Below are 20,201 nucleotides of genomic sequence, written 5' to 3'. Positions count from 1 at the left end.
CGATGACCGGCTCGTCTGCATCGTCTTCAGCCTCGTCCGTCGTTCTCAGCACGACGGTGCCGGCGCGCGTGCTGCGCCATGATCCGCAATACGGCATGTCGACATTGTTCTTCGCCGACGGCGAGCTGCGCGTGCCGATGGTCGATGCGGCTGTTGACGCCGGCGTCTCCGTGACCATCGAGGCCCGCGACGTCTCGATCGCGCTGTCGCGGCCGATGGATGTGTCGATCACCAACCGGCTGCCGGGCCGGATCGAGGAGATCCTGCCGCTCGATCCGCCCTATGTGCGCGTGACGTTCGATCTCGGTGCGACCAGGCTCCACGCGCTCGTGACCTTGGAATCGGTCGAGCGGCTGGCGTTGGAGCCGGATCTATCGGCCTGGGCGATGATCAAGAGCGTCGCGATCGGACCCGGCGCGGTTCGGCCTTCGGAGCTGCCTCGGCCGCGCCGCTGGCCCGCTTCTGATAGCGCGGATCGGTAGCCTTCTGCAGCTCGACGAGCGCCGCAGCGGTGGCCGTGCGGGTGCGCCGCTCCATCGAGCGATACAGCGCGATCAGCCGCTCGCCGAACGGCGTGATCTCGGCGCCGCCGCCGCGGCGGCCGGGATGGGTCTCGAACACCGGCGTCTCGAAGGTGCGGTTGAGCGCATCGACCATCAGCCAGCATTTGCGGTAGGAGATGCCGCTCGCGCGCGCGGCGCCCAGGATCGAGCGCTCCCGGCGGATGAAGTCGATCAGCAGCAGATCCTCGGGCGACAGACTTCCGCCGTTGCCGAAAGTGATGGTCAATGCGATCTGAGCTTCGCGCTTCATCCTATTCCGATCCGCTCGCGTTGTGAGCCGATCATGTCACGCGGGCTCTGCGCTGTCACCATGCGGCCGGACCACGCTTCGATCCAGCCGGCACGGCGCGCGACTTCGACCGGGACGCATTCGGCGAACACGCCGGCGAAGCGCGTCCACGCCTCCATCATCGCAGGCGATACCGCCGTGATGATCGGAAGCCCGGCTGACATCGCCGAGCCGAAGGCGTCGGCGAGGCCACCTCCCGCCGCCTCCTGCTTGCCGAACTTGCTGAGGATCACGACATCCGTGCCACGCGCGATCGACTGCTGCACGGCGGCGCAGGCCAGCACCAATCCTTCGGGATCGAGGTTGCAGGCCTGCGATCCCGGGCCGAGATCCTGCGAGATCGAGAACATGCGGTTGTCGTCGAGGCTGCGCAGCATCATGGCCTTGCACGGCCTGGTCTTGTCGACGCTGCTCTCGATCACGCCGGAGACGCGCAGCCCCACGCCTGCGAGCCGCGTGGCGAGTTCGTCGAGCAGCTCCTGGATGACGGTGGACGCGGCGCCCTGCAGCGCCACGATCTGACATGTCCCGACCTCAGCGACACCCATGGCAGTCCTCCTCACGCATTGGCGGAGACGCGGCCCGCCTTCCGACCGGTTCGCATGATCTCTTGGACAGCCGAGACGACGCTCGCGGCGATCGATCGCCCGCGGTCGTCCATGCCGGTCCATGCGGCGTGGCGGCCGCGCGGATCGATCTCCAGCAGCTTGACGTTGGCCGGCACGCGCAGACCGTCGCGCGCGATGCCGCGCAGTGCGCCATCGAGCGGCGCCAGCACCGGCGTGCCGCCGAGCGATCCGAGCTGCAGTCCTTTGTAGACGCGGGTGCCGATGTCGAGCGGCGTATGCCAGACGGCATCCTGATCGGAATAGACGAAGCGCTCGCGGCCTGCGCCGCCGAGATCGCGTGCCTTGCCGTCCGCATCGCGCGTCGTTCCGTGCGCCACGATCGCGCCGGTCTCGCAAGGATGTGTCTCGACCGCGATGTCGCAATTGTGCCCGACCGCAAAGCGCGGCCCAATGCCGACGGCGATGCCGGCGACGCCGCGCAGATCCGGCGTGGCAAGATGCTTCTGCATCCGTGCGTCGACGATGACCGCGGGATAGCGGAACGCGATGATGTCGGTGAGATGCATCCCGGTGACGGCGACCCGGCCTGGCTCGCGATGAATGCGCACGACGTCCGCGATGCCCTCGGCCCGGCAGCCGATCACGCCGTCGATGTCGCACGTCTCACCATACAGGACGTCGTGAAAGGCCATGCCGCGTCGGATCACCGGCGGAAAGGCGTCGTGACAAAGGACGAGCGCGAAGCATGCCTGGTTGAGCTTGGCCGCGATCGCGGAGGCGATCTCGTTGGTGCCCAGCACCAGCGCGAGCGGCTTGGGCGCGTTCGGATGCCAGGTGACGGCGGCGGCTTTCATGCTGATGACCTCGTGTTGCGAGATCGAATGAGCAAGCCGCGGGCCAGATCGTTAGGCGCCGACCAACTTGTTCATTGCATTGAGGAAAAGCAGGCAGGCTTCGGTTTTGCGATCCAAAGCTATATTGTCTAGGATATAACATCGGACGCTATATTGTCGCTTATACAACATGTGTTGCGATGGTGGGAGGAGGGTCGGCGCGTGCCGATCAGACGATGGGCTCTTCGCGCCGAACCAGCGCGACGCCCTTGACCTGGGCGTAGACGGCAAGCCCCGCCTGCAGGCCGAGCTCGTTCCACGAGCGTTGGGTGACCCGCGACAGCAATCGCGCGCCCTCACCGTCCTCGCCGAGGCCGAGCAGGGCGGTGACGCGGTGGTCCGATTGGCTGCGGATTTCCAGGATCTTCGCGCGCAGCACGTTGACGATGGTGCTGCGGCTCGGCGTTTCCACGGCGAGGCTGACGTCATCGGCCAGCACGCGCAGGCGGCGGCGTGTTCCGGACGCAAGCGGCTCGGCCGGCAGCACGAAATGCCCGCCGGGCACCGCAAGCGTCACCATGCCGTCGATGGCGTCGTGCTTCAGAACGGTGGCGTCGAGACTCACCGCAGCATCGCGGGAGAGCGCGAGCGGCAGTGTCAGGTCGGCTTGGAGCACGGACAGCGGGCCCGAAGCCAGGACGCTGCCATTGCGCATCAGCACCAGCTGATCGGCAAGCCGCTCGACCTCCGCGATATCGTGGCTGATGTAGAGGATCGGCAGGTCGAGCGCGGCATGCAGGCGCTCCAGATAGGGCAGGATCTCGTCCTTGGTCATCTGGTCGAGCGCCGACAGCGGCTCGTCCATCAGCAGCAGCTTCGGCTGGCTGAGCAGAGCGCGGCCGATCGCCACGCGCTGCCGCTCGCCGCCGGACAGATGGCGCGGCGAGCGCTCCAGCAGCTTGGCGATGCCGAGCAGCGACACGACCTCATCGAAGCCGATGGCGGTGGGGCCGGACGGGCCGGGATGGCCGTACATGAGGTTGCGGCGGACGGAGAGATGCGGAAACAGATTGGCTTCCTGGAACACGTAGCCGATCGGGCGCCGGTGCACCGGGCGGAAGGTCTTCTCGTCCTGCCAGACGTCGCCGGCGACGGAGCATCGTCCGTCCAGGCGGTTGAGGCCGGCGATGCTGCGCATGACGGCGGTCTTGCCACAGCCGGACGGGCCGAAGATCGCGGTGACGCCGCGCGCCGGAACCTCGAACCGCGCGTTCAGCTCAAAGCGCCCGAGCGTACCGCGGAAATCGACCTTGACGGTGCTCATGACGCCCGTCGCGTCATCTTCTTCTCGATCAGCATCATCGTCAGAATGACGCCGAACGAGAACACGACCATGCCGAGCGCCAGCACGGAGGCTTCGGTCCATTGCGAGGTCTCGACGTAGTCGTAGATCGCGACCGACAGCACCTTCGTCCTGCCGGGAATGTTGCCGCCGATCATCAGCACGACGCCGAACTCGCCGACAGTGTGGGCAAAGCCGAGGATCGCGCCGGTGAGGAAGCCGGGGCTCGCCAGCGGCACGGCGATCGTCCAGAACGCGCGCCAGGGCGAGGCCCGCAGCGTGGCGGCTGCTTCCAGGGGCTTCTCGCCCATGGCCTCGAAGGCGTTGCGGATCGGCTGCACCACGAACGGCATCGAGAACAGCACCGAGCCGATCACGAGGCCCGGGAAAGTGAAGGCGAGGGTGCGTGCGCCCCACAAGGAAGCGAGCGCCCCGCCGGGACCGCTCGGGCCGAGCGCGACCAGTAGATAGAAGCCGAGCACGGTCGGCGGCAGCACCAGTGGAATCGCCACCAGGGCTGCGACCGCCTCTTTCCACCACGCCTGCGACCGCGCCAGCCACCATGCGATCGGTGTTCCCACGATCATCAGAATGACGGTCGTGATCGCTGCCAATTCAAGGGTCAGGCTGACCGGTTGCCAGATATCGGCCGAGACGTGCAAGTTCATCCCTGGAAGTTCATCGACGTGGGCGCTCAGCTGCCGGACTTCGGGTCCAGAGCATAGCCGAACTTCTCGATGACCGCACGGGCTTCCGGAGTCTTGAGGAAGGTCAGGAACGCAGTCGCCGCCTCGTTGCCGGCGGATGCCTTCAGCAGCACGGCATCCTGGCGGATCTCGGTGTAGAGGGTCTGCGGCACCAGCCAGCGCGACCCGCCCGCATTCGGCATCAGCTGCGACAGCGCGACGAAGCCGACCTCGGCATTGCCGGTATCAACGAACTGGAACGCCTGCGAGATCGTGTTGCCCTGCACGATCTTGGGCTGGATCGTCTCATAGAGCTTGAGCGCCTTCAGCGTCTCCACTGCGGCCGCGCCATAGGGCGCGGCGGTGGGATTGGCGATCGACAGCTTGTTGAACGCGTTCGCCTTCAGCGTTTCCTCGCCCTTCACCGCCTTCGGGTCCTTGCTCCACAGCACGAGCTTGCCGATGGCGTAGGTGAAGCGGCTCTCGGCGACGCCGAGGCCCTCGTCGACCAGCTTCTTAGGCCGTTCGTCGTCGGCGGAGAGCAGGATCGCGAACGGCGCGTTCTCCTTGATCTGGGTGTAGAACTGTCCGGACGCGCCGAAGCTCAGCACCAATTCGTGTCCCGTCTTGGCCTTGAACAGGCCGGCGATCTCCTTCGCCGGCTCGGTGAAGTTGGCGGCCACGGCGATGTTGGCGCTGCCGGCAAACGCGTTTGCCCCAGTCAGGAGAGCGGCAGCCGCGCACAGAGCAGCGGCGACGAAGCGCATCGATCTCATCACAATTGTCCTCGTTCATATCGACAGAGACGGGTTCGCTTCGGTGAATTGCAAGTCTCGTTCCGGCGCAGCGGCCCGTACCGATGCCGTGCTATATTCATTCGTATACATCAAAATAGACAGGTCGGCGACGTCCCGTCAACCCGAGGGGCTCCCTCGGGCAAACGCGATGGGCGTCAGTGTTCGACTTTCGACAATCGAGGCTGAAGCGATGTCGGAAACGTGACGGCCCGAGAACCAGGGGTCTTCGGGCCGGCGCGAGACTAAGCCATCCGCTCCCAGAGCTGCCGCACCAGCATGCCCGCGCGCTTCTCGATCGCCGCGGCGGCATCGAGCGCGAGGTCCTCGCGATAGCGGCCGGCGATCAGCTGCACGCCGATCGGCTGGCCATTGTGAACCGCCACCGGCACCACCGCGCCGGGCAGCCCGAGCACGTTGATGGCCGAGATGAAGCGGATCTCGTTGAAGAAGATATCACGCACGCGCTCCGGGCTTACCGTGTCCTCGCGCGGGCCCGGCGTCGGCTTGACCGTCGTTGGCGCCAGCACCACCGGATACTCCTCGAAGAACATCTGCCAGGCGCGGATATGGGTGGAGCGCTGCGCCGTCGCGTTCATCCAGCCTGCGAGGTCGAGGATCTCGGCCTTGGCCCGCATCCCGCCCCACGCCTTGTGGAAGTCTTCGGAGGTGACGGCGAGCATCTTGGCTTCCTGCATCACGACCACCTCGGTGGTGATGACGTCGCACCAGGTCTGCCAGACGCCGGAGATGTCGGGGACCTCGACCTCGCTGACCCGGTAGCCGGAGCGCTCCAGATGATCCGCGGCCTGCCGGAGCGCGGCCTGCACCGAGGGATCGACGTCCATGTCATCAGGAATCTTGGCGAGCGCGACCTTGATCGGCCGCTTGGGCGTCTCGCCCTCGAGCGGGGCCGGCACCCACCAGGGATCGCGCGGATCGCGCCGGCTCATCACCTCCAGCGCCAGCCTGACGTCGGCGACGCTGCGCGCCAGCGGCCCCTGCGACGACATCAGATGCGCCAGCATCGGCCGCTCGGCCGCGGCGCTTTCATTGTAGGCCGGGATGCGCCCCTGTGTCGGCTTGATCGTGACCACGCCGTTGCAATGCGCCGGCCAGCGCAGCGAGCCGCCGATGTCGTTGCCATGCGCGATGGTGCCGATGCCGGCGGCGACCGCGGCTCCGGCGCCGCCCGACGAGCCGCCACAGGTGATCTCGGGATCCCACGGGTTCAAGGTCAGCCCGTGCAGCGGGTTGTCCGTGAAGCCGCGGAATGAGAATTCCGGCGTGTTGGTGAGGCCGAGCACGATCGCGCCCGCCTTCTTGAGGTTGCGCACGACCGGCGCGTCCGACGGCGCGATGATCCCCGTCTGCGCCGGAACGCCGTTGGGGTTTGGCCGTCCCTCGTAGTCGACGTTCTCCTTGATCGTGACGGGCACGCCATGCAGCAGGCCGTCCTTGTTGCGCGCCTTGTCCGCGGCGCGCGCAGCTTTCAAGGCTTCTTCGGACAGATCGACGACGACCGCATTCAGCTTCGGATTGACCTCATGCATGCGCGCGAGATGAGCCTCGGTCACCTCGACCGAGGAGACCGCGCCGGAGCGGATCGCAGCGGCGGTGTCGAGCGCCGACCACTGCCAGACCGGTCCTTTCGGCAGCCGCGGCTTTGGCGCGGCTGCCTTTGCCTGTGGTCTGGCCTGCGGCTTCGTCTTTGCGGGCTTCCTGCCAGCCGTGGCGCGCGCGGACACGCGCTTCGGAGCCGGCTTGGCGGTCTTCGCCGCCGGCTTCTTCTTTGTCGCTGTCTTCGCCATCGTGTTTCCCCCAGTTATCTATCTCTCAAACGACCGACATCGTCAGCGGCGGCTCGACCTCGGCGGGCAGCGGGCTGACATAGGGCGTGCGCTGCGTCCGCTTCTTCAGGTCGGCCTTGGCGGCTGCGATCAGCGCCGGCTCATTGAGCGCCTTGATGCCGAGACCGGCCATCGCCTTCGCGGCCTGCACCATCGCCTTGTGCGCGGCCGGCGTCTTGCCTTGCGCGACGACCTGCCAGGTATGGAACGGCGTGCCGATCGCCACCGTCGGCGCGTGCACCTGCACCGTTGGCACCACCCAGCTGACGTCTCCGACATCGGTCGAGCCGATCTGCGGATTGCGCTTGGCGTTCAGCGGCACCAGGAAGTCGGCCAGCGGCTTGTCGGTCGGGTCCATGCCGATGCTGTAGTAGACGGATTCGATGTCCTTGTCGGTCAGGGTCGCCTGGATCTGCCCGGCGAAATCCTTGTCGGTCGTGTCGAAATGCGGCGGCCCGAGCTCTTCCATGATCCCGTGCAGCGCCTCTTCGAGCGGCGTGTTGGGCAGGATGTTGGAGACCGCCGAGATGATCTTCATCTCGACCTTGGTCTCGGTCATCATCGCGGCACCTAGCGCGATCTTGTGCACGCGCCCGACCAGCTCGTTCATGCCGGGCAGGTCGCGCGCGCGGATCGAGTAGCGCACGCGCGCATGCGCCTGCACGACGTTGGGTGCGATGCCGCCGGTGTCGAGCAGTGCGTAATGCACGCGGGCGTCGCTCGGCATGTGCTCGCGCATGTAGTTGACGCCGACATTCATCAATTCCACCGCGTCGAGCGCGCTGCGGCCGAGATGCGGCGAGGCGGCCGCATGCGAGGTGCGTCCGGTGAAGATGAAGTCCGCGCGCGTGTTGGCGAGCGAGGGCGTCATCACCACTTCCCAGAAGCTCGACGGATGCCAGGTGATCGCGATGTCGGTATCCTCGAACGCGCCTGAGCGCACCATGAAGGCCTTTGCGGCGCCGCCTTCCTCGGCAGGGCAGCCGTAGTAGCGCACGCGTCCCGGGACCTTGTTGGCGGCGAGCCAGTCCTTGACGGCGGTGGCCGCGAGCAGCGCCGCCGAGCCCAGCAGATTGTGGCCGCAGCCATGGCCGTGGCCGCCGGTCTCGATCGGACGATGCTCGGCAACTCCCGCTTCCTGGCTGAGGCCGGGCAGGGCGTCGTATTCGCCCATGAAGGCGATGACCGGACCGCCTTCTCCCCATTCGCCCATCAGCGCCGTCGGGATGCCCGCGACCTTTTCAGTGATGCGAAAACCCTGGTGCTTGAGCTCGGCGAGGTGTTCGGCAGATGAGCGGGCCTCAGTGTAGCAGACCTCGGGCATGCTCCACACCCGGTCGCTGAGCTCGATGAAACGGGTCTTGATCGCGTCGACGCCGCGCCAGATCTCGCTGCGGTTGTCCATCTCCGGTCTTGTCCTCTTTAGCCGATAGGAAGCCGGTATGGTTATCAGCTAAGTTCCCCGACGCCTAGCGATCCGCCGCGAGAGCAGCCATGCGGCCCGCGGCAAGGCGCGGAGGAGCGCGCGTCATCCTTTGAGCAGATGATGCTGCGATGGGATGCAGCGCGATGCTTTCGGCGGCGCAGCGAGAAGGGTGGGGAGGCCGTCCTCGAATTTCGGAACTGCCGCCGTGCGCCTCTACCGCACCCGTGCAGGAACGATCATGGTCCCGTCCTGTTCTCGTGTCAGGAGTGCGACCGCCATGCGGGCAGGACCGATCACCATCATCGTTGCATTGCTGCTGATTCTCGCAGCCGCCGTCATCTTCGCCTATCAGGGCATGACCCTGCCTGGCGATCCGATGCCGGCCGGGGGCTGGATCGCGCTCGCGCTCGGCGTGGTGTTTTCGCTCATCGTGGGGATCGGGCTGATGGTGCTGTTGTTCTACAGCAGCCGCAAGGGCTACGACGAACCATCACAGTTCGGGGCTGATGATCATCGCGACTGAGACCGCTCACGCCGGGCGCGGCGGATGCTGTGTCCGCGGATGCCGGTCGTGAAGCAGCTTGGCGAGTTCGTGCCTCAGATCGTCGTGACCGCGCATCGCCGTCTCGAACAGCGCCTCCTGGATGTCGCGCGGCATGTCGCCCCAGACGCCGATGGCGGCGCTTCCGAGCAGCTCTGCGAACCGGTTGTCGTCCATGCGGCACCTCCGGACGATCTGACGCCCGAGAGCGGCAAAGGTTCCAGGCCCGGTTACTGCGTGGTGAACAGGACAACCGCAATCGCAACGGAGAGCGCGATCGCGGACACCGTCCCGGTGGTCGACAGCACGCCCATGCGCCGCAGCGCCGCTGCAAACACGATGATGATCGGGGTGGCGGTGATGAGGCCGAGCTGCGCTTCGGTCATGGACATGCTCCTGATGCCGATCCCGTAGCGCATCCAGGCGCCGTGCTGTTTGTGCGCCGACAAAGAGCATGTCTGCCGTCCCGATTAGCTTTGCCGACATCTGATCGGAGGTGGCGGTGTCGGCACTCACATACGAACCGGAACCAACGGAGCGCTGGGGCGTGCTCGACGGGTTGCCGGGCGACCCCATGATGTGGGTCCTGATCCTCAGCGAGCTCGTCGCTTTCGGCCTGCTGCTCGGCGCTTTCGTCGTGGCGCGCGCAGTCAATCCAGTCGTGTTCGCGGCCGGGCAGGCCATGCTGGACGGACCTCTCGCCGCATTGAACACAATCGTGCTTGTGACGAGCGGGTGGGCTGCGGCGCGCGCGGCGGCCGCGGCGAGAGGCGCATCGCCGCCCACCGCACGGCGTTGGATCATGCTGGCGATCCTGCTCGGCGCGGCCTTCATTGCCGTCAAGCTGACCGAGTATGGCAGGGAGATTGCCGCCGGCGCAGGCCTGGAGACGTCGCCGTTCTTCACGCTCTATTTTCTGCTCACGGGCTTCCATCTGCTCCACGTCGTGCTCGGGATGGTCATCCTGGGAGGCGTCGGTCGTCATGCCGCGCCCGACAGCGTCGAGACCGGGACGGCGTTCTGGCACATGGTCGACCTGGTCTGGATCGTGATGTTCCCGATCCTCTATCTGGTGGGATGAGTCATGGTCCGCGATCGCCTCACGCTCGCCTGGCTTCAATTGATGAGCCTCGCCACCGCCACGCTCGCGGCCTCGCTGCTGCTGCCGAATCGCTGGCTCGCCGATGCTCTCGTGCTCGTGCTCGCATTGGCCAAGGGCAGGGTGATCGTGCTGGATTTTCTCGGCCTGCGCCATGCGCCCGCGCTGTGGCGGGGCCTGCTCACATCGTGGCTCCTAGGCCTGGTCGCGCTCGCCGGGCTCGCGGTGGCGATCCGCGCACTGGTCTGACGCGCCATCGCCATGCTGCTTGCGCGGCGACAAAGAGACTCCCGGCAGTGCCGGTAGATTGCCTTCACCATCGACCTTCACCAAACGGAAAGGACGTGTCATGGCGGAACGCCTGACCAAGTCTGCCGCACGGAACGTCTTCTACGGCGGTTCGGCCTTCTTCTTTGCGATCTTCCTCGGGCTCACAGCGCACAGCCACTACTACATGGTCACGACCTCGACCAGTGCGTCGACGCTGTCCGACGGCGTCGCTCGCGGCAAGCACGTCTGGGAGAAAAACTCCTGCATCAACTGCCACACGCTGCTGGGCGAGGGCGCCTATTTCGCGCCAGAGGTCGGCAATGTCTGGGACCGCTGGGGCGGCAGGCAGGACCCGGCCGCCGCGCGCGAGATGCTGAAGTCCTGGATGCAGTCGCAACCCTCCGGCGCGCCCGGCCGCCGGCAGATGCCGCAGTTCAACCTGTCCGACCAGGAGCTCAACGATCTCGCGGACTTCCTGCAATGGACCGACACGATCAAGCGCCAGGACTGGCCGCCGAACAAGGCCGGCTGAGCCGGCATCCCGCCCCCCGTCATGAGAGAGATCCGCGATGAGATATGAGACCCAGAAGGTCGCGATGCTGTATTTCTACGGCGCGCTGACGCTCTTCCTCGCTCAGGTCATCTTCGGCCTGCTCGCCGGCACGATCTACGTGCTGCCGAACACGCTGTCGGTCCTGCTGCCCTTCAACATCGTCCGCATGATCCACACCAACGCGCTGATCGTGTGGTCGCTGATCGGCTTCATGGGCGCCACCTACTTCCTGCTGCCCGAGGAGACCGAGACCGAGCTCTACAGCCCGCTGCTCGCCAAGATTCAGTTCTGGATGTTCTTCGGCGCCGCGGGGGCTGCCGTCGTCGGTTATCTCTTCCACTACCATGAGGGCCGAGAGTTTCTCGAGCAGCCCTTCATCATCAAGGTCGGCATCGTCGTCGTCTGCCTGATGTTCCTGTTCAACGTCACGATGACGGCGCTCAAGGGTCGCAAGACCACGGTGACCAACATCCTGCTGTTCGGGCTGTGGGGCGTGGCGATCTTCTTCCTGTTCGCCTTCTACAATCCGGCCAATCTCGCCGTCGACAAGATGTACTGGTGGTACATCGTCCATCTCTGGGTCGAAGGCGTCTGGGAGCTGATCATGGCCTCGATCCTGGCCTTCCTGATGATCAAGCTCAACGGCATCGATCGCGAGGTGGTCGAGAAGTGGCTCTACGTCATCATTGGCCTTGCGCTGTTCTCCGGCATCCTCGGCACCGGCCATCATTTCTACTGGATCGGCGCCCCCGGCTACTGGCAGTGGATCGGCTCGCTGTTCTCGACCCTCGAGGTCGCGCCGTTCTTCACCATGGTGATCTTCACGGTGCAGATGACGCTCAAGGCCGGCCGCAAGCATCCGAACCGCGCCGCGCTGCTGTGGTCGGTCGGCTGCTCCGTGATGGCGTTCCTCGGCGCCGGCGTGTGGGGCTTCCTGCACACGCTGTCCAGCGTGAACTACTACACCCACGGCACCCAGGTCACGGCGGCACACGGCCATCTCGCCTTCTTCGGCGCCTATGTGATGCTCAACCTCGCCGTCATGGCCTATGCGGTGCCGCAGCTGCGCCAGCGTGCGCCGTATAACCAGTGGCTCTCGATGGCGAGCTTCTGGATCATGTGCACGGCGATGATGACGATGACCTTTGCACTGACCTTCGCCGGTATCATCCAGGTGCATCTGCAGCGCGTGCTCGGCCAGAGCTACATGGACGTGCAGGACCAGCTCGCGATGTTCTACTGGGTGCGGCTCGGCTCCGGCGTGTTCGTGGCGATCGCGGCGCTGATGTTCGTCTGGGCCGTGCTGGTGCCCGGCCGCACCAAGGAGGCTGCGCTGCCCGGCGCGCTGCAGCCGGCGGAGTGAAATCCCGCAGGCGGCAGCCTCGATGCCGCCGCCTGCATCCCCCTGATACGGAGAGTTGTCATGAAGCCCGCGCTGCACGCGATCGATACCGCCCCGTCGTTCCCCTCGTACACGCCGACCGGCCATGAATGCGCGCTGTTCGAGCATGCGTTCCGACATCGCCTGCCGGTGCTGCTGAAGGGGCCGACCGGCTGCGGCAAGACCCGCTTCGTCGCGCACATGGCGGCGCGACTGGGCCTGCCGCTGCACACGGTCGCCTGTCACGACGACCTCACCGCCGCCGACCTCACCGGGCGCTATCTGCTCAAGGGCGGCGACACCGTGTGGACCGACGGCCCGCTGACCCGCGCGGTGCGCGAGGGCGGAATCTGCTATCTGGACGAGGTCGTCGAGGCCCGCAAGGACGTCACCGTCGTGCTGCATCCCCTCACCGACGACCGCCGGATCCTGCCCTTGGAGCGCACCGGCGAGGAGCTGATCGCGCCCGACGGCTTCATGCTCGTGGTCTCCTACAATCCCGGCTACCAGTCGCTGCACAAGGCGCTCAAGCCGTCGACACGGCAGCGCTTCATCGCCATCGAATTCGGCTTCCTGCCGGCCGAGCAGGAGATCGTGGTGGTCGCCGCCGAGAGCGGGCTGGCGCCGGAGCGCGTTCGGCCGCTGGTGGCGCTCGCGCATCGGCTGCGCGCGCTGCAGGGCCATGACCTGGAGGAGGGCGTCTCGACGCGCTTGCTGGTCTATTGTGCGACGCTCGTCGCCGCCGGAGCATCCATCGCGGACGCCGTGCTCGCTGCGATGATCGAGCCGCTCACCGACGACGCCGACGTCAAGGCCGCGCTGCGCGAGGTCGCGCATGCCGTGATCGGGTGAGCCATGCTCGACTTCCTCGAACTGGAGGAGACCGTCGGCCGTGCCTGGCATCGCATGGTCGGCACGACCTCGAGCTATCCGGTCCATCCGGACCAGGCCGTCGCCCTGAACGAGATCAGCGGCCGCATCGCCGTCATGTTCCGCGCGCTGGGCGGCGAGAGCGGCGTGCAGGTCGCCGGAGCCAAGGCGCGCAAATCGGGCCATCGGCTCGGCTGGCGCCAGCGCATTGGCCTCGGCGACGAATGCCTCGACCAGGCCGGGCGCGACGGCGCCACCGTGTTCCTGCCGGAGACCATCGCGCTGCTGCCGGATCGCGCGCTCAATGCGCAGCTCTATCACTGGCTCGCGGCGTGGTTCGCGACCATGGCAGTCGAGCCGATCGCGGAGCGCGATCCGCTGCGGCGTGATCTGCTGGCGCTGCGCCGGGCCTGTGAGACGACCTCGCTGGTGCTGGCGCGCTTCCCGGGGCTGGCGCGTCCGCATGCGCAACTCGCTGAAGCGCTGGCTGCGGCGCGGCCGCGGCGGCCGCTGCCTCGGCTCGAGCAGCAGGTCGAGCACATCGTCATTGCGCTGCTCGGCGCGGGCGCGCCGCCCAAAGGCGCGCTGTGGAATGCGGTCATCGCCGGCGGCCCGTTGCCGCAGGCCGCCCCGCCCGGCTATCGGCCGATGCTGCCGTGTCCGCTGTGGGGCGATTGCTGGGGTCGCGATGCCGTTGCCGCGGCGCGGGACGACGACGAGACGCAGGCGCCCGCAGAGCAGGAGGGGGCACCCGACACCCGCAAGCGATTCGCGCGGCGCGAGCGCGACGACACGGCCAAGCGCGATCCATTCATTCTCAACCGCTTCGAGAAGATCCTCGCGATGGCGGAGATGGTCAATGTCGATCGTCCGTCCGACGATACCGACGATGACGACGCCCGCAAGGCCGCCGACGATCTCGACGAGCTTGCGATCGCCAGGCGCAAGGGGCGGCCGGCGAGCAAGCTGAAGTTCGACCTCGATCTGCCGCCCGAGGCGGTCGACACCGCGAGGCTCGACAGCGGCTGGCTGTATCCCGAATGGAATTATCGCAGCGGCGCCTATCTGCCGGATCATTGCCGCGTCGTGACCGGCGACGCCGCCGAAGCGGGCGAGGCGTGGGCTCCGGACGATGCGATGCGCCGGCGGATCCGCAGCGTCCGGCGCAGGTTCGAGACCTTGCGGCCGCGCCACGAGATCATGCGCGCGCAGGCCGACGGCCACGACCTCGACATCGACGCGCTGGTGCGCGCGCGCAGCGATCTCAATGCCGGCCATGGCGGCATCGACCGCGTGCACCTCGCGATGCGACCGCTGGCGCATGATCTCGCGGTGACTCTCCTGGTCGACGTGTCCCTGTCGACCGATGCATGGATCGATGGCGTGCGCGTCCTCGACGTCGAGAAGGAGGCGCTGCTGGTGCTGGCGCATGGGCTGTCGGCCTGCGGCGACAGCCACAGCATTCTCACCTTCACCTCGCGGCGCAACTCGTGGGTCCGCCTGGAGACCGTGAAGGCATTCGGCGAGCCGATGAGCGGGCGGGTCGAGCGCCGCATCGGCGCGCTCAGGCCCGGCTACTACACGCGTATCGGCACGGCGGTGCGTCACGCCGCCGGCGAGCTCGCCGAGCGATCCGAGCGCAAGCGCCTGCTGCTGGTGCTGACCGACGGCAAGCCGAACGACGTCGATCACTATGAGGGACGGTTCGCGATCGAGGACACGCGCAAGGCGGTGCAGGAAGCGCGACGCGGCGGCGTCGCGGTGTTCGGCGTGACCATCGATGCGTCGGCGCAGTCGTATTTTCCAACCCTGTTCGGTCGCGGCGGCTACGCCATCGTCGGCAACATCCGGCGACTACCGGCCGCACTGCCGGCGCTGTACCGGCAGTTGGCGCACTGACGCTTACGTCGCCGGCTCGCGCAGATTGCGCAGCGACACGGGCAGGTGGGCCATCAGCTTGTCGAACTCGCCGGGATCGAGCTTCTCCCAGAGAATCTCGAAGATGCCGCGCGCCGCCGTGAGCGGATCGACCGGGAATTGCGGCGGCAGTTGGCGGAAGATGTCATCGACGAAATATTCGAGATGGCGGTCCTTGGTCGGGGTTGCCGCGTGGTGCCAGCCCTCGTAGTAGATCCCGCGAATGAGCATCGGCAACTGGACGCCGAAATTCACGGCGACGGCCAGGGGCATGCGGTCGCGCAGCACATGGAGCACGGCACGCAGTGCATTGTAGGCCTGCTGCCGGCTCGCCAGCGCGAGGCGCTGCTCGATGGCCTTCAGCCAGATGTTGGTTTCCTGGACGGTGTGATCCAGGGCGGTCACGCCGGTCTCGCTCATGTGGTTCTCCATGATGACAAGTGCACAGGACCGTTCGAGGGACGCCGAACGAGGTAACGGCAAGGCCTGATTCGCTTGAACGCCTTGTCAGTAGGTGGTGCGTCCGGGCCGGGCATGTTGACCTGCATCAAATCACGATGTCGTGGTCGGACCGTGAGGTAAATGGCGGGTCAACGGTCTGCCCAGCCGTTTACGATCCCTGGCTGCCGGAGCGGCACCGGCGGTCGGCAAGCCCATCCGTCATCTTACGGAGATCGTCGTGCCCCCGTGCACGGCACGCAACATTGGTCAGCAGTTCACTCTGACAAACAGCCATCGACAAACAGCCATCGACAAACAGAACGTCTACAAATCAGCACGTCGCGATCTCGCGGCGCGGATCGCGCCCGAGTCTTGCTTGACGGAACCCTCTTCAAGGGCGCAGGGAAGGCCGGGAGCTTGCCGCCCCCATGGCCCCCGTGCGGAAAGAATGCACGGGGCAGGAACCACAGGTTCGGCCGAGACATCCCGGCCTTCCCTGCGCGACGGTGTTACGGCTTATACGCACTCTCCCCGGTGAACGGGCTGTCTTGCCACCGTCACCCGCGCGAGGCTGAAACCTCGTCGCGAGCTTGACGCCAGCGTCGCGGCGCCAGGACCATGCGATTTCGCCGTCCGCGCCGTGCCGTTCGTCCGCAGGCATGACACCCGCTGCGACACGTCGCGTCCATCGCATCCCGCACTCCACGTCTCGTGACGTTCGCGACACGCCCCTCTTCATGAGGCGGGATGCGCGGAAATGTGCAGGTGATTTGCCCGACGGCGCAAGTGCCAAACGTGCGACGAACTAACACGACGGGCAATTCGCGCATGGCGGTCATGCTGATTCGTTCGTTCGATGGTGGCGGGATTTTGCGTCTACCCGTGCTCAGTTGGAGAGCGCATCTCAAGTTGGCATCGGGCTGCTGCCTTGGGGGTGGTGCGAGGTGGGCGCTGCGGGCCCTGAGAGACGCGCGACCACAGCGCTCCTCGTTCGCGGTGGCGAGCATGATGCCGAGCGACCGGAACGTTCGCGTCGCAAGTCTGGAACTTGCGCGACTCGTTCGCGCTGAACATCCCGAGATCATCGCGGGCCGGCGCTGCGCCGTCAGGTTGAACCGTAGTTGTCCTGCTTGTGAAGAACACGTCTTCGCTTGCTCGTCGCGACAGACTCACCTTACATCGGAGTCGTCCGAGGCGGAGAGATCGCGCGCTCGGCACCCCTTCAACTCACGAATCGACGTCGGCTCGCAATGCTCAAGTCTGCCCAAGAGAAGTCTGTTCACAACAAGCCTGCTCAAGACAAATCCGGCAAAGACCTTCCGCTGACCGGCTATGCCGTCGTGGTCGATGGTCAGATCAAGACCGAATTCAAGACCAAGGATGGCGCACACAACGGCGCGCATGACCTCAAGCGCCGGTTTCCGATGTTGCAGATCAGGGTGTACGACGCGGAGACGAAGCAGACCCACGACATCGAATTGACGCGGGCGTGAGACTGGCCCGCCGCGCGAGCCGTGGTGTTGTGAGGACGCAGGGCCGTTGCACCTTCGAGGTCGAAATCGCTGTCGATGTTTGAGCGTATGGAGAGCATGCTCCTGATGTAGCCGAGGGTGCGGTCCGGGTTGCCGCGCCGTCACCCTTGTGGGAGAGGCCGCTGTATCGCGCAGTGGCGTGCAGGCCTGGCTGCACGCAGGCCACTGTCGGCCTGCGCGCAAGAGACGCCGAGATGGGCTGTTGCGGTCGCTGCGTGATCTGAGCCAATCTACCTCATCTCCGACCACGCGAGCAGCCATCATGACCGAAACCGCCTGGAATAGACTTTCCGCCGCAGCGCTTCGCGCGCTCGCGGCCCGTGACGCGCTCGTGCTGTTGCCGGTGGCCTCGACCGAGCAGCACGGCCCGCATCTGCCGACGGGAGTCGACGACTTCCTGTGCAGCGAGGTCTGCCGCCGCACCGCGCTGGAGCTGGCTCCAGACCATCCCATCGTGGTCGCGCCGACTGTCTGGTGCGGGCTCGCCGACCATCACGTTCCATTCGGCGGCACCTTTACCCTCCGTCTCTCCACCTACCACGCTGTGCTCAGGGACCTTTGCCGCTCGATCCTGAATGCCGGCTTCCGCCGCATCGTGATCGTCAACGGCCATGGCGGCAACATCCAGGCGCTGGCCGCCCTCACCGGCGAACTGACGCGCGAGTTCAATGCCCCGATCGCGACCACGACCTATTTCATGGAAGGGCGGGAGACGATGGCCGAGGTCCTCGAGGATCAGGACGGTGTGATGCACGCCTGCGAAGCCGAGACGTCGATGATGATGGCGGCTCATCCGAGCCTCGTCGATGCGGCGAGGCTCGACGCGGCCTTCGGGCCGAGCTTCGACATCATGGGCTCGATGGTGCCGTCGCTGAAAATGTTCAGATCGTTCGCCGACATCACCACCTCCGGCGTCGCAGGCGATGCGCGCAAGGCATCTGCTGCAAAGGGCGAGAAGCTGCTCGTCGGCTGCGCGGCGGCGCTGGCGGCGCGATTGCGGGCGGGCGAGCCATGGTCCACAATGTCTCCTGCAACCATTCCGCCGCCAGCCGCAAGATGACGGAGGCGCAGAGCATCATCGCGAGAAGCCCGCCGCAGGCAGGCATTTCGGATGATGGACCGCAAACGATACGTCCACGGGTCTATTGGACGCGTCGTGCCGATCGGCAATCAGCCGCGTTCCGCGGAAGCGGCGAGACTCGGAGCCGCCGCGTCGAGGCCATCTGCGAGACTGCGGCTCGCGTTTCGCACCTCGCTGCGAAACGTCTTCGCCAGGTTCGACAGCGGCCGCGCCTCCGACCACAACACATAGGCCGAGACTTTGGTGCTCGGCGTGAACGGCCGTACCACGAGATCATGCCCGCCCTGGCGCGGCGAGAATGGATCGACCACGGCGACGCCGACGCCGGTCGAAGCCAGCACGCAGGCCGTGTTGCAGTAACGCACTTCGACCGTCGGCTGGAAGTCGGCGTCGGCTTGCCGGAAGCTCTCGCGCACGGCTTCGCCGAGGCGTGTGCCGCGTTCGAGGCCGATCAGCGGGAACCCGGCAAGGTCCCGCGCTGAAATCATGTCGCGTTCCGCAAGCGGATGCCGGGCCGGCATCACGCACACCATCTCGCCGGTGTGCACGACCTCGTGCGCGATACCGGGATGGTCAGACAGTCCGAGCGCGAAACCGAGCTCGGCGACGTTTCCGAGCACGCCCTCGATGATGCCCTCGTAGCGGCGCACGTCGAAGAACATCCGCGTCTGCGGCCGGCGCCGCAGGAAGCCTGACAAGGTCGGCGGGATGATGCTGTAGGCGAGCGGCGGCGTGGCGACGATCGACAGATGACCCGTCTTCTGCTCGCGCAGGTCACGCACGCGGCTTTCCAGCCGGGCATGCAAGGTGAAGATCGCCTCGCTCTCCTCATAGAGCGTCATCGCCTCGGGCGTCGGGAACAGCCGGTTGTTGACGCGCTCGAACAGCGTGAAGCCGGCCTGCGCCTCCATCGCCTTCAGCGCATTGCTGATCGCGGGCTGCGACAGCGCCAGCTCCTCGGCGGCGGCGACCGTGGTGTGGTGGCGGATGACCGCCCGCAGGATCTCCAGCTGGCGCAGGTTCATGTGAACGCCCTATAAGCCCAGGTTATGGTCTCGGCCAAAATATCATAGCGCGCGGCCGTGTGGGCAGATTGCAAATCCCGCGCCGCTTTCGCCAAATGATCCCTTCTTTCAGTGCGCGCATTCAGGCGGCGTTCCGCCTGATCGTTCGGCATGACGCACAGATTGGAGGCACTATTGAGCCGTATCTTCCGCGCCGCCGCGGCCCAGATGGGACCGACCCAGCGCGCCGACAGCCGGACGCACACGCTGTCCCGCATGATCGCGCTGCTGGATCAGGCCGCCAGCGAGGGCGCGAAGCTGGTGGTCTTCCCCGAACTCGCATTCACGACCTTCTTCCCGCGCTGGATCCTCGAAGGCGAGGCGCTCGACGGCCACTTCGAGCGTTCGATGCCGAATCCGTCCGTTGCCGCGCTGTTCGACCGGGCGCGGGCGCTTCGCGTCGGCTTCTATGTCGGCTATGCCGAGCTGACACCGGACGGACGCCGCTTCAACAGCTCCATCCTGGTCGATCCCGACGGTGAGATCATCAGCAAATATCGCAAGGTGCATCTGCCCGGCTCCGTCGAGCCGCGCCCGGGTGCCAAGTATCAGCAGCTGGAGAAGCGCTATTTCGGCTATGGCGATCTCGGCTTTCCGGCCGTGCGCGCCGGCCGCGAGTGGGGCGGCGCCATCATGGGCATGATGATCTGCAACGACCGGCGCTGGCCGGAATCGTGGCGCGTGCTCGGACTGCAGGGCGTCGAGCTGGTCTGCGTCGGTTACAATTCCGCGGCCTACGATCCGAACGGCGGCAACACCGAGGATGCCGCGCTGCGCACCTTCCATTCCACGCTGGTGGCGCAGGCCAACGCCTACATGAATGCGACGTGGGCGATCGCGGTCGCAAAGGCGGGCGACGAGGATGGCAGCGGGCTGATCGGCGGCTCCTGCATCGTCGATCCCAATGGCTGCATCGTGGCGCAGGCGAGGACGCTCGCTGACGAGGTCGTCGTCGCCGACATCGACCTCGATCTGTGCCGCCAGGGCAAGGAGAAGATGTTCAACTTCGCGGCCCATCGCCGGCCGGATCAGTACAGGCTCATCACCGAGCGCGCCGGCGTCGTCGAGCCGGTCGTGGTCGATTAGCCGTTCACATGGGG

The 20,201-nt window shown here is 66.4% G+C and carries 23 protein-coding genes; 11 read left to right on the top strand and 12 right to left on the bottom strand.

Annotated features, from left to right (window positions below):
- Nucleotides 1-2: 2 nt before the first annotated feature.
- Nucleotides 3-482, top strand: coding sequence for a TOBE domain-containing protein (locus ACQR1H_RS18230; RefSeq protein ID WP_315804415.1), 480 nt, complete (start codon nucleotides 3-5; stop codon nucleotides 480-482).
- Here the strand turns inward: ACQR1H_RS18230 and ACQR1H_RS18225 are convergent.
- The 8 genes from ACQR1H_RS18225 to ACQR1H_RS18190 form a co-directional block, all read right to left on the bottom strand.
- On the bottom strand, nucleotides 391-813 hold the full coding sequence (locus ACQR1H_RS18225) for a winged helix-turn-helix domain-containing protein (RefSeq protein WP_315804416.1): 423 nt from the start codon (nucleotides 811-813) through the stop codon (nucleotides 391-393). The genes ACQR1H_RS18230 and ACQR1H_RS18225 overlap by 92 nt on opposite strands.
- Nucleotides 810-1,400 (bottom strand): DUF2478 domain-containing protein, encoded by a 591-nt coding sequence (locus tag ACQR1H_RS18220; protein ID WP_316238400.1) that lies wholly within the window; start codon nucleotides 1,398-1,400, stop codon nucleotides 810-812. Before ACQR1H_RS18220 ends, ACQR1H_RS18225 begins: the two co-directional genes overlap by 4 nt.
- An 11-nt stretch (nucleotides 1,401-1,411) precedes the next feature.
- Nucleotides 1,412-2,275 carry a xanthine dehydrogenase gene (locus ACQR1H_RS18215; RefSeq protein ID WP_316217572.1) on the bottom strand — a complete coding sequence of 288 codons (864 nt, stop codon included), beginning with the start codon at nucleotides 2,273-2,275 and terminating at the stop codon, nucleotides 1,412-1,414.
- Between the two features lie 208 nt (nucleotides 2,276-2,483).
- A complete protein-coding gene (modC, locus tag ACQR1H_RS18210) occupies nucleotides 2,484-3,578 on the bottom strand; it encodes a molybdenum ABC transporter ATP-binding protein (RefSeq protein WP_316217571.1) in 1,095 nt (364 codons plus the stop codon).
- Nucleotides 3,575-4,264, bottom strand: a complete 690-nt coding sequence (modB, locus tag ACQR1H_RS18205) for a molybdate ABC transporter permease subunit (RefSeq protein ID WP_316177910.1) — start codon at nucleotides 4,262-4,264, stop codon at nucleotides 3,575-3,577. The genes modC and modB overlap by 4 nt, the downstream gene beginning before the upstream one ends.
- Nucleotides 4,265-4,290: 26 nt before the next feature.
- Nucleotides 4,291-5,058 (bottom strand): molybdate ABC transporter substrate-binding protein, encoded by a 768-nt coding sequence (gene modA, locus ACQR1H_RS18200; protein WP_434874133.1) that lies wholly within the window; start codon nucleotides 5,056-5,058, stop codon nucleotides 4,291-4,293.
- Nucleotides 5,059-5,321: 263 nt separating this feature from the next.
- On the bottom strand, nucleotides 5,322-6,887 hold the full coding sequence (locus ACQR1H_RS18195) for an amidase family protein (protein ID WP_434874134.1): 1,566 nt from the start codon (nucleotides 6,885-6,887) through the stop codon (nucleotides 5,322-5,324).
- Between the two features lie 25 nt (nucleotides 6,888-6,912).
- A complete protein-coding gene (locus tag ACQR1H_RS18190) occupies nucleotides 6,913-8,331 on the bottom strand; it encodes a M20 family metallopeptidase (RefSeq protein WP_434874135.1) in 1,419 nt (472 codons plus the stop codon).
- Nucleotides 8,332-8,629: 298 nt separating this feature from the next.
- Between ACQR1H_RS18190 and ACQR1H_RS18185 the strand changes: the two genes are divergently transcribed.
- Entirely contained in the window at nucleotides 8,630-8,875 is a 246-nt protein-coding gene (locus ACQR1H_RS18185; RefSeq protein WP_316238402.1) for a hypothetical protein, read from the top strand.
- A 6-nt stretch (nucleotides 8,876-8,881) separates the two neighbouring features.
- Here the strand turns inward: ACQR1H_RS18185 and ACQR1H_RS18180 are convergent, their stop codons facing one another.
- On the bottom strand, nucleotides 8,882-9,070 hold the full coding sequence (locus ACQR1H_RS18180; protein WP_315804425.1) for a hypothetical protein: 189 nt from the start codon (nucleotides 9,068-9,070) through the stop codon (nucleotides 8,882-8,884).
- 53 nt (nucleotides 9,071-9,123) lie between these two features.
- Nucleotides 9,124-9,279 carry a hypothetical protein gene (locus ACQR1H_RS18175; protein WP_316238403.1) on the bottom strand — a complete coding sequence of 52 codons (156 nt, stop codon included), beginning with the start codon at nucleotides 9,277-9,279 and terminating at the stop codon, nucleotides 9,124-9,126.
- A 116-nt stretch (nucleotides 9,280-9,395) separates the two neighbouring features.
- Between ACQR1H_RS18175 and ACQR1H_RS18170 the strand changes: the two genes are divergently transcribed.
- The 6 genes from ACQR1H_RS18170 to ACQR1H_RS18145 all read left to right on the top strand — a co-directional run bounded on the left by ACQR1H_RS18170 (nucleotide 9,396) and on the right by ACQR1H_RS18145 (nucleotide 14,965).
- A complete protein-coding gene (locus ACQR1H_RS18170) occupies nucleotides 9,396-9,974 on the top strand; it encodes a cytochrome c oxidase subunit 3 family protein (protein ID WP_315804426.1) in 579 nt (192 codons plus the stop codon).
- A 3-nt stretch (nucleotides 9,975-9,977) separates the two neighbouring features.
- The gene (locus tag ACQR1H_RS18165; RefSeq protein ID WP_316238404.1) at nucleotides 9,978-10,241 is read left to right on the top strand and encodes a cytochrome C oxidase subunit IV family protein; all 264 of its coding nucleotides are present in this window, start codon (nucleotides 9,978-9,980) and stop codon (nucleotides 10,239-10,241) included.
- Between the two features lie 100 nt (nucleotides 10,242-10,341).
- Nucleotides 10,342-10,794, top strand: coding sequence for a c-type cytochrome (locus tag ACQR1H_RS18160; RefSeq protein WP_315804428.1), 453 nt, complete (start codon nucleotides 10,342-10,344; stop codon nucleotides 10,792-10,794).
- Between the two features lie 37 nt (nucleotides 10,795-10,831).
- Nucleotides 10,832-12,178 (top strand): cbb3-type cytochrome c oxidase subunit I, encoded by a 1,347-nt coding sequence (locus ACQR1H_RS18155; RefSeq protein WP_315804429.1) that lies wholly within the window; start codon nucleotides 10,832-10,834, stop codon nucleotides 12,176-12,178.
- Between the two features lie 60 nt (nucleotides 12,179-12,238).
- A complete protein-coding gene (locus tag ACQR1H_RS18150) occupies nucleotides 12,239-13,048 on the top strand; it encodes a CbbQ/NirQ/NorQ/GpvN family protein (RefSeq protein ID WP_434874136.1) in 810 nt (269 codons plus the stop codon).
- A 3-nt stretch (nucleotides 13,049-13,051) separates the two neighbouring features.
- Nucleotides 13,052-14,965, top strand: coding sequence for a nitric oxide reductase activation protein NorD (locus tag ACQR1H_RS18145; protein WP_434907960.1), 1,914 nt, complete (start codon nucleotides 13,052-13,054; stop codon nucleotides 14,963-14,965).
- Between the two features lie 3 nt (nucleotides 14,966-14,968).
- Here the strand turns inward: ACQR1H_RS18145 and ACQR1H_RS18140 are convergent, their stop codons facing one another.
- Nucleotides 14,969-15,403: a DUF2267 domain-containing protein gene (locus tag ACQR1H_RS18140; protein WP_315804432.1), complete on the bottom strand. Its 435-nt coding sequence runs from the start codon at nucleotides 15,401-15,403 to the stop codon at nucleotides 14,969-14,971.
- Nucleotides 15,404-16,575: 1,172 nt separating this feature from the next.
- On the opposite strand from ACQR1H_RS18140, the gene ACQR1H_RS18135 reads away from it, so the two are divergent.
- Together ACQR1H_RS18135 and ACQR1H_RS18130 are read left to right on the top strand one after the other, a co-directional pair.
- The gene (locus ACQR1H_RS18135) at nucleotides 16,576-16,917 is read left to right on the top strand and encodes a hypothetical protein (RefSeq protein ID WP_410051440.1); all 342 of its coding nucleotides are present in this window, start codon (nucleotides 16,576-16,578) and stop codon (nucleotides 16,915-16,917) included.
- Nucleotides 16,918-17,218: 301 nt separating this feature from the next.
- Nucleotides 17,219-18,016 carry a creatininase family protein gene (locus ACQR1H_RS18130; RefSeq protein WP_434907959.1) on the top strand — a complete coding sequence of 266 codons (798 nt, stop codon included), beginning with the start codon at nucleotides 17,219-17,221 and terminating at the stop codon, nucleotides 18,014-18,016.
- Between the two features lie 110 nt (nucleotides 18,017-18,126).
- Here ACQR1H_RS18130 and ACQR1H_RS18125 read toward each other — a convergent pair whose 3' ends face one another.
- On the bottom strand, nucleotides 18,127-19,062 hold the full coding sequence (locus ACQR1H_RS18125; protein WP_316177923.1) for a LysR family transcriptional regulator: 936 nt from the start codon (nucleotides 19,060-19,062) through the stop codon (nucleotides 18,127-18,129).
- A gap of 150 nt (nucleotides 19,063-19,212) precedes the next feature.
- Between ACQR1H_RS18125 and ACQR1H_RS18120 the strand changes: the two genes are divergently transcribed.
- Entirely contained in the window at nucleotides 19,213-20,187 is a 975-nt protein-coding gene (locus ACQR1H_RS18120) for an N-carbamoyl-D-amino-acid hydrolase (RefSeq protein WP_434874138.1), read from the top strand.
- Nucleotides 20,188-20,201 lie beyond the last annotated feature (14 nt).

Origin of the sequence: Bradyrhizobium sp. HKCCYLRH2015 (assembly GCF_051168215.1) — a bacterium.
Classification (GTDB): Bacteria; Pseudomonadota; Alphaproteobacteria; order Rhizobiales; family Xanthobacteraceae; genus Bradyrhizobium.
Note: the sequence above shows the minus strand (reverse complement) of the source record. Positions and strands in the feature narration are given on the sequence as shown.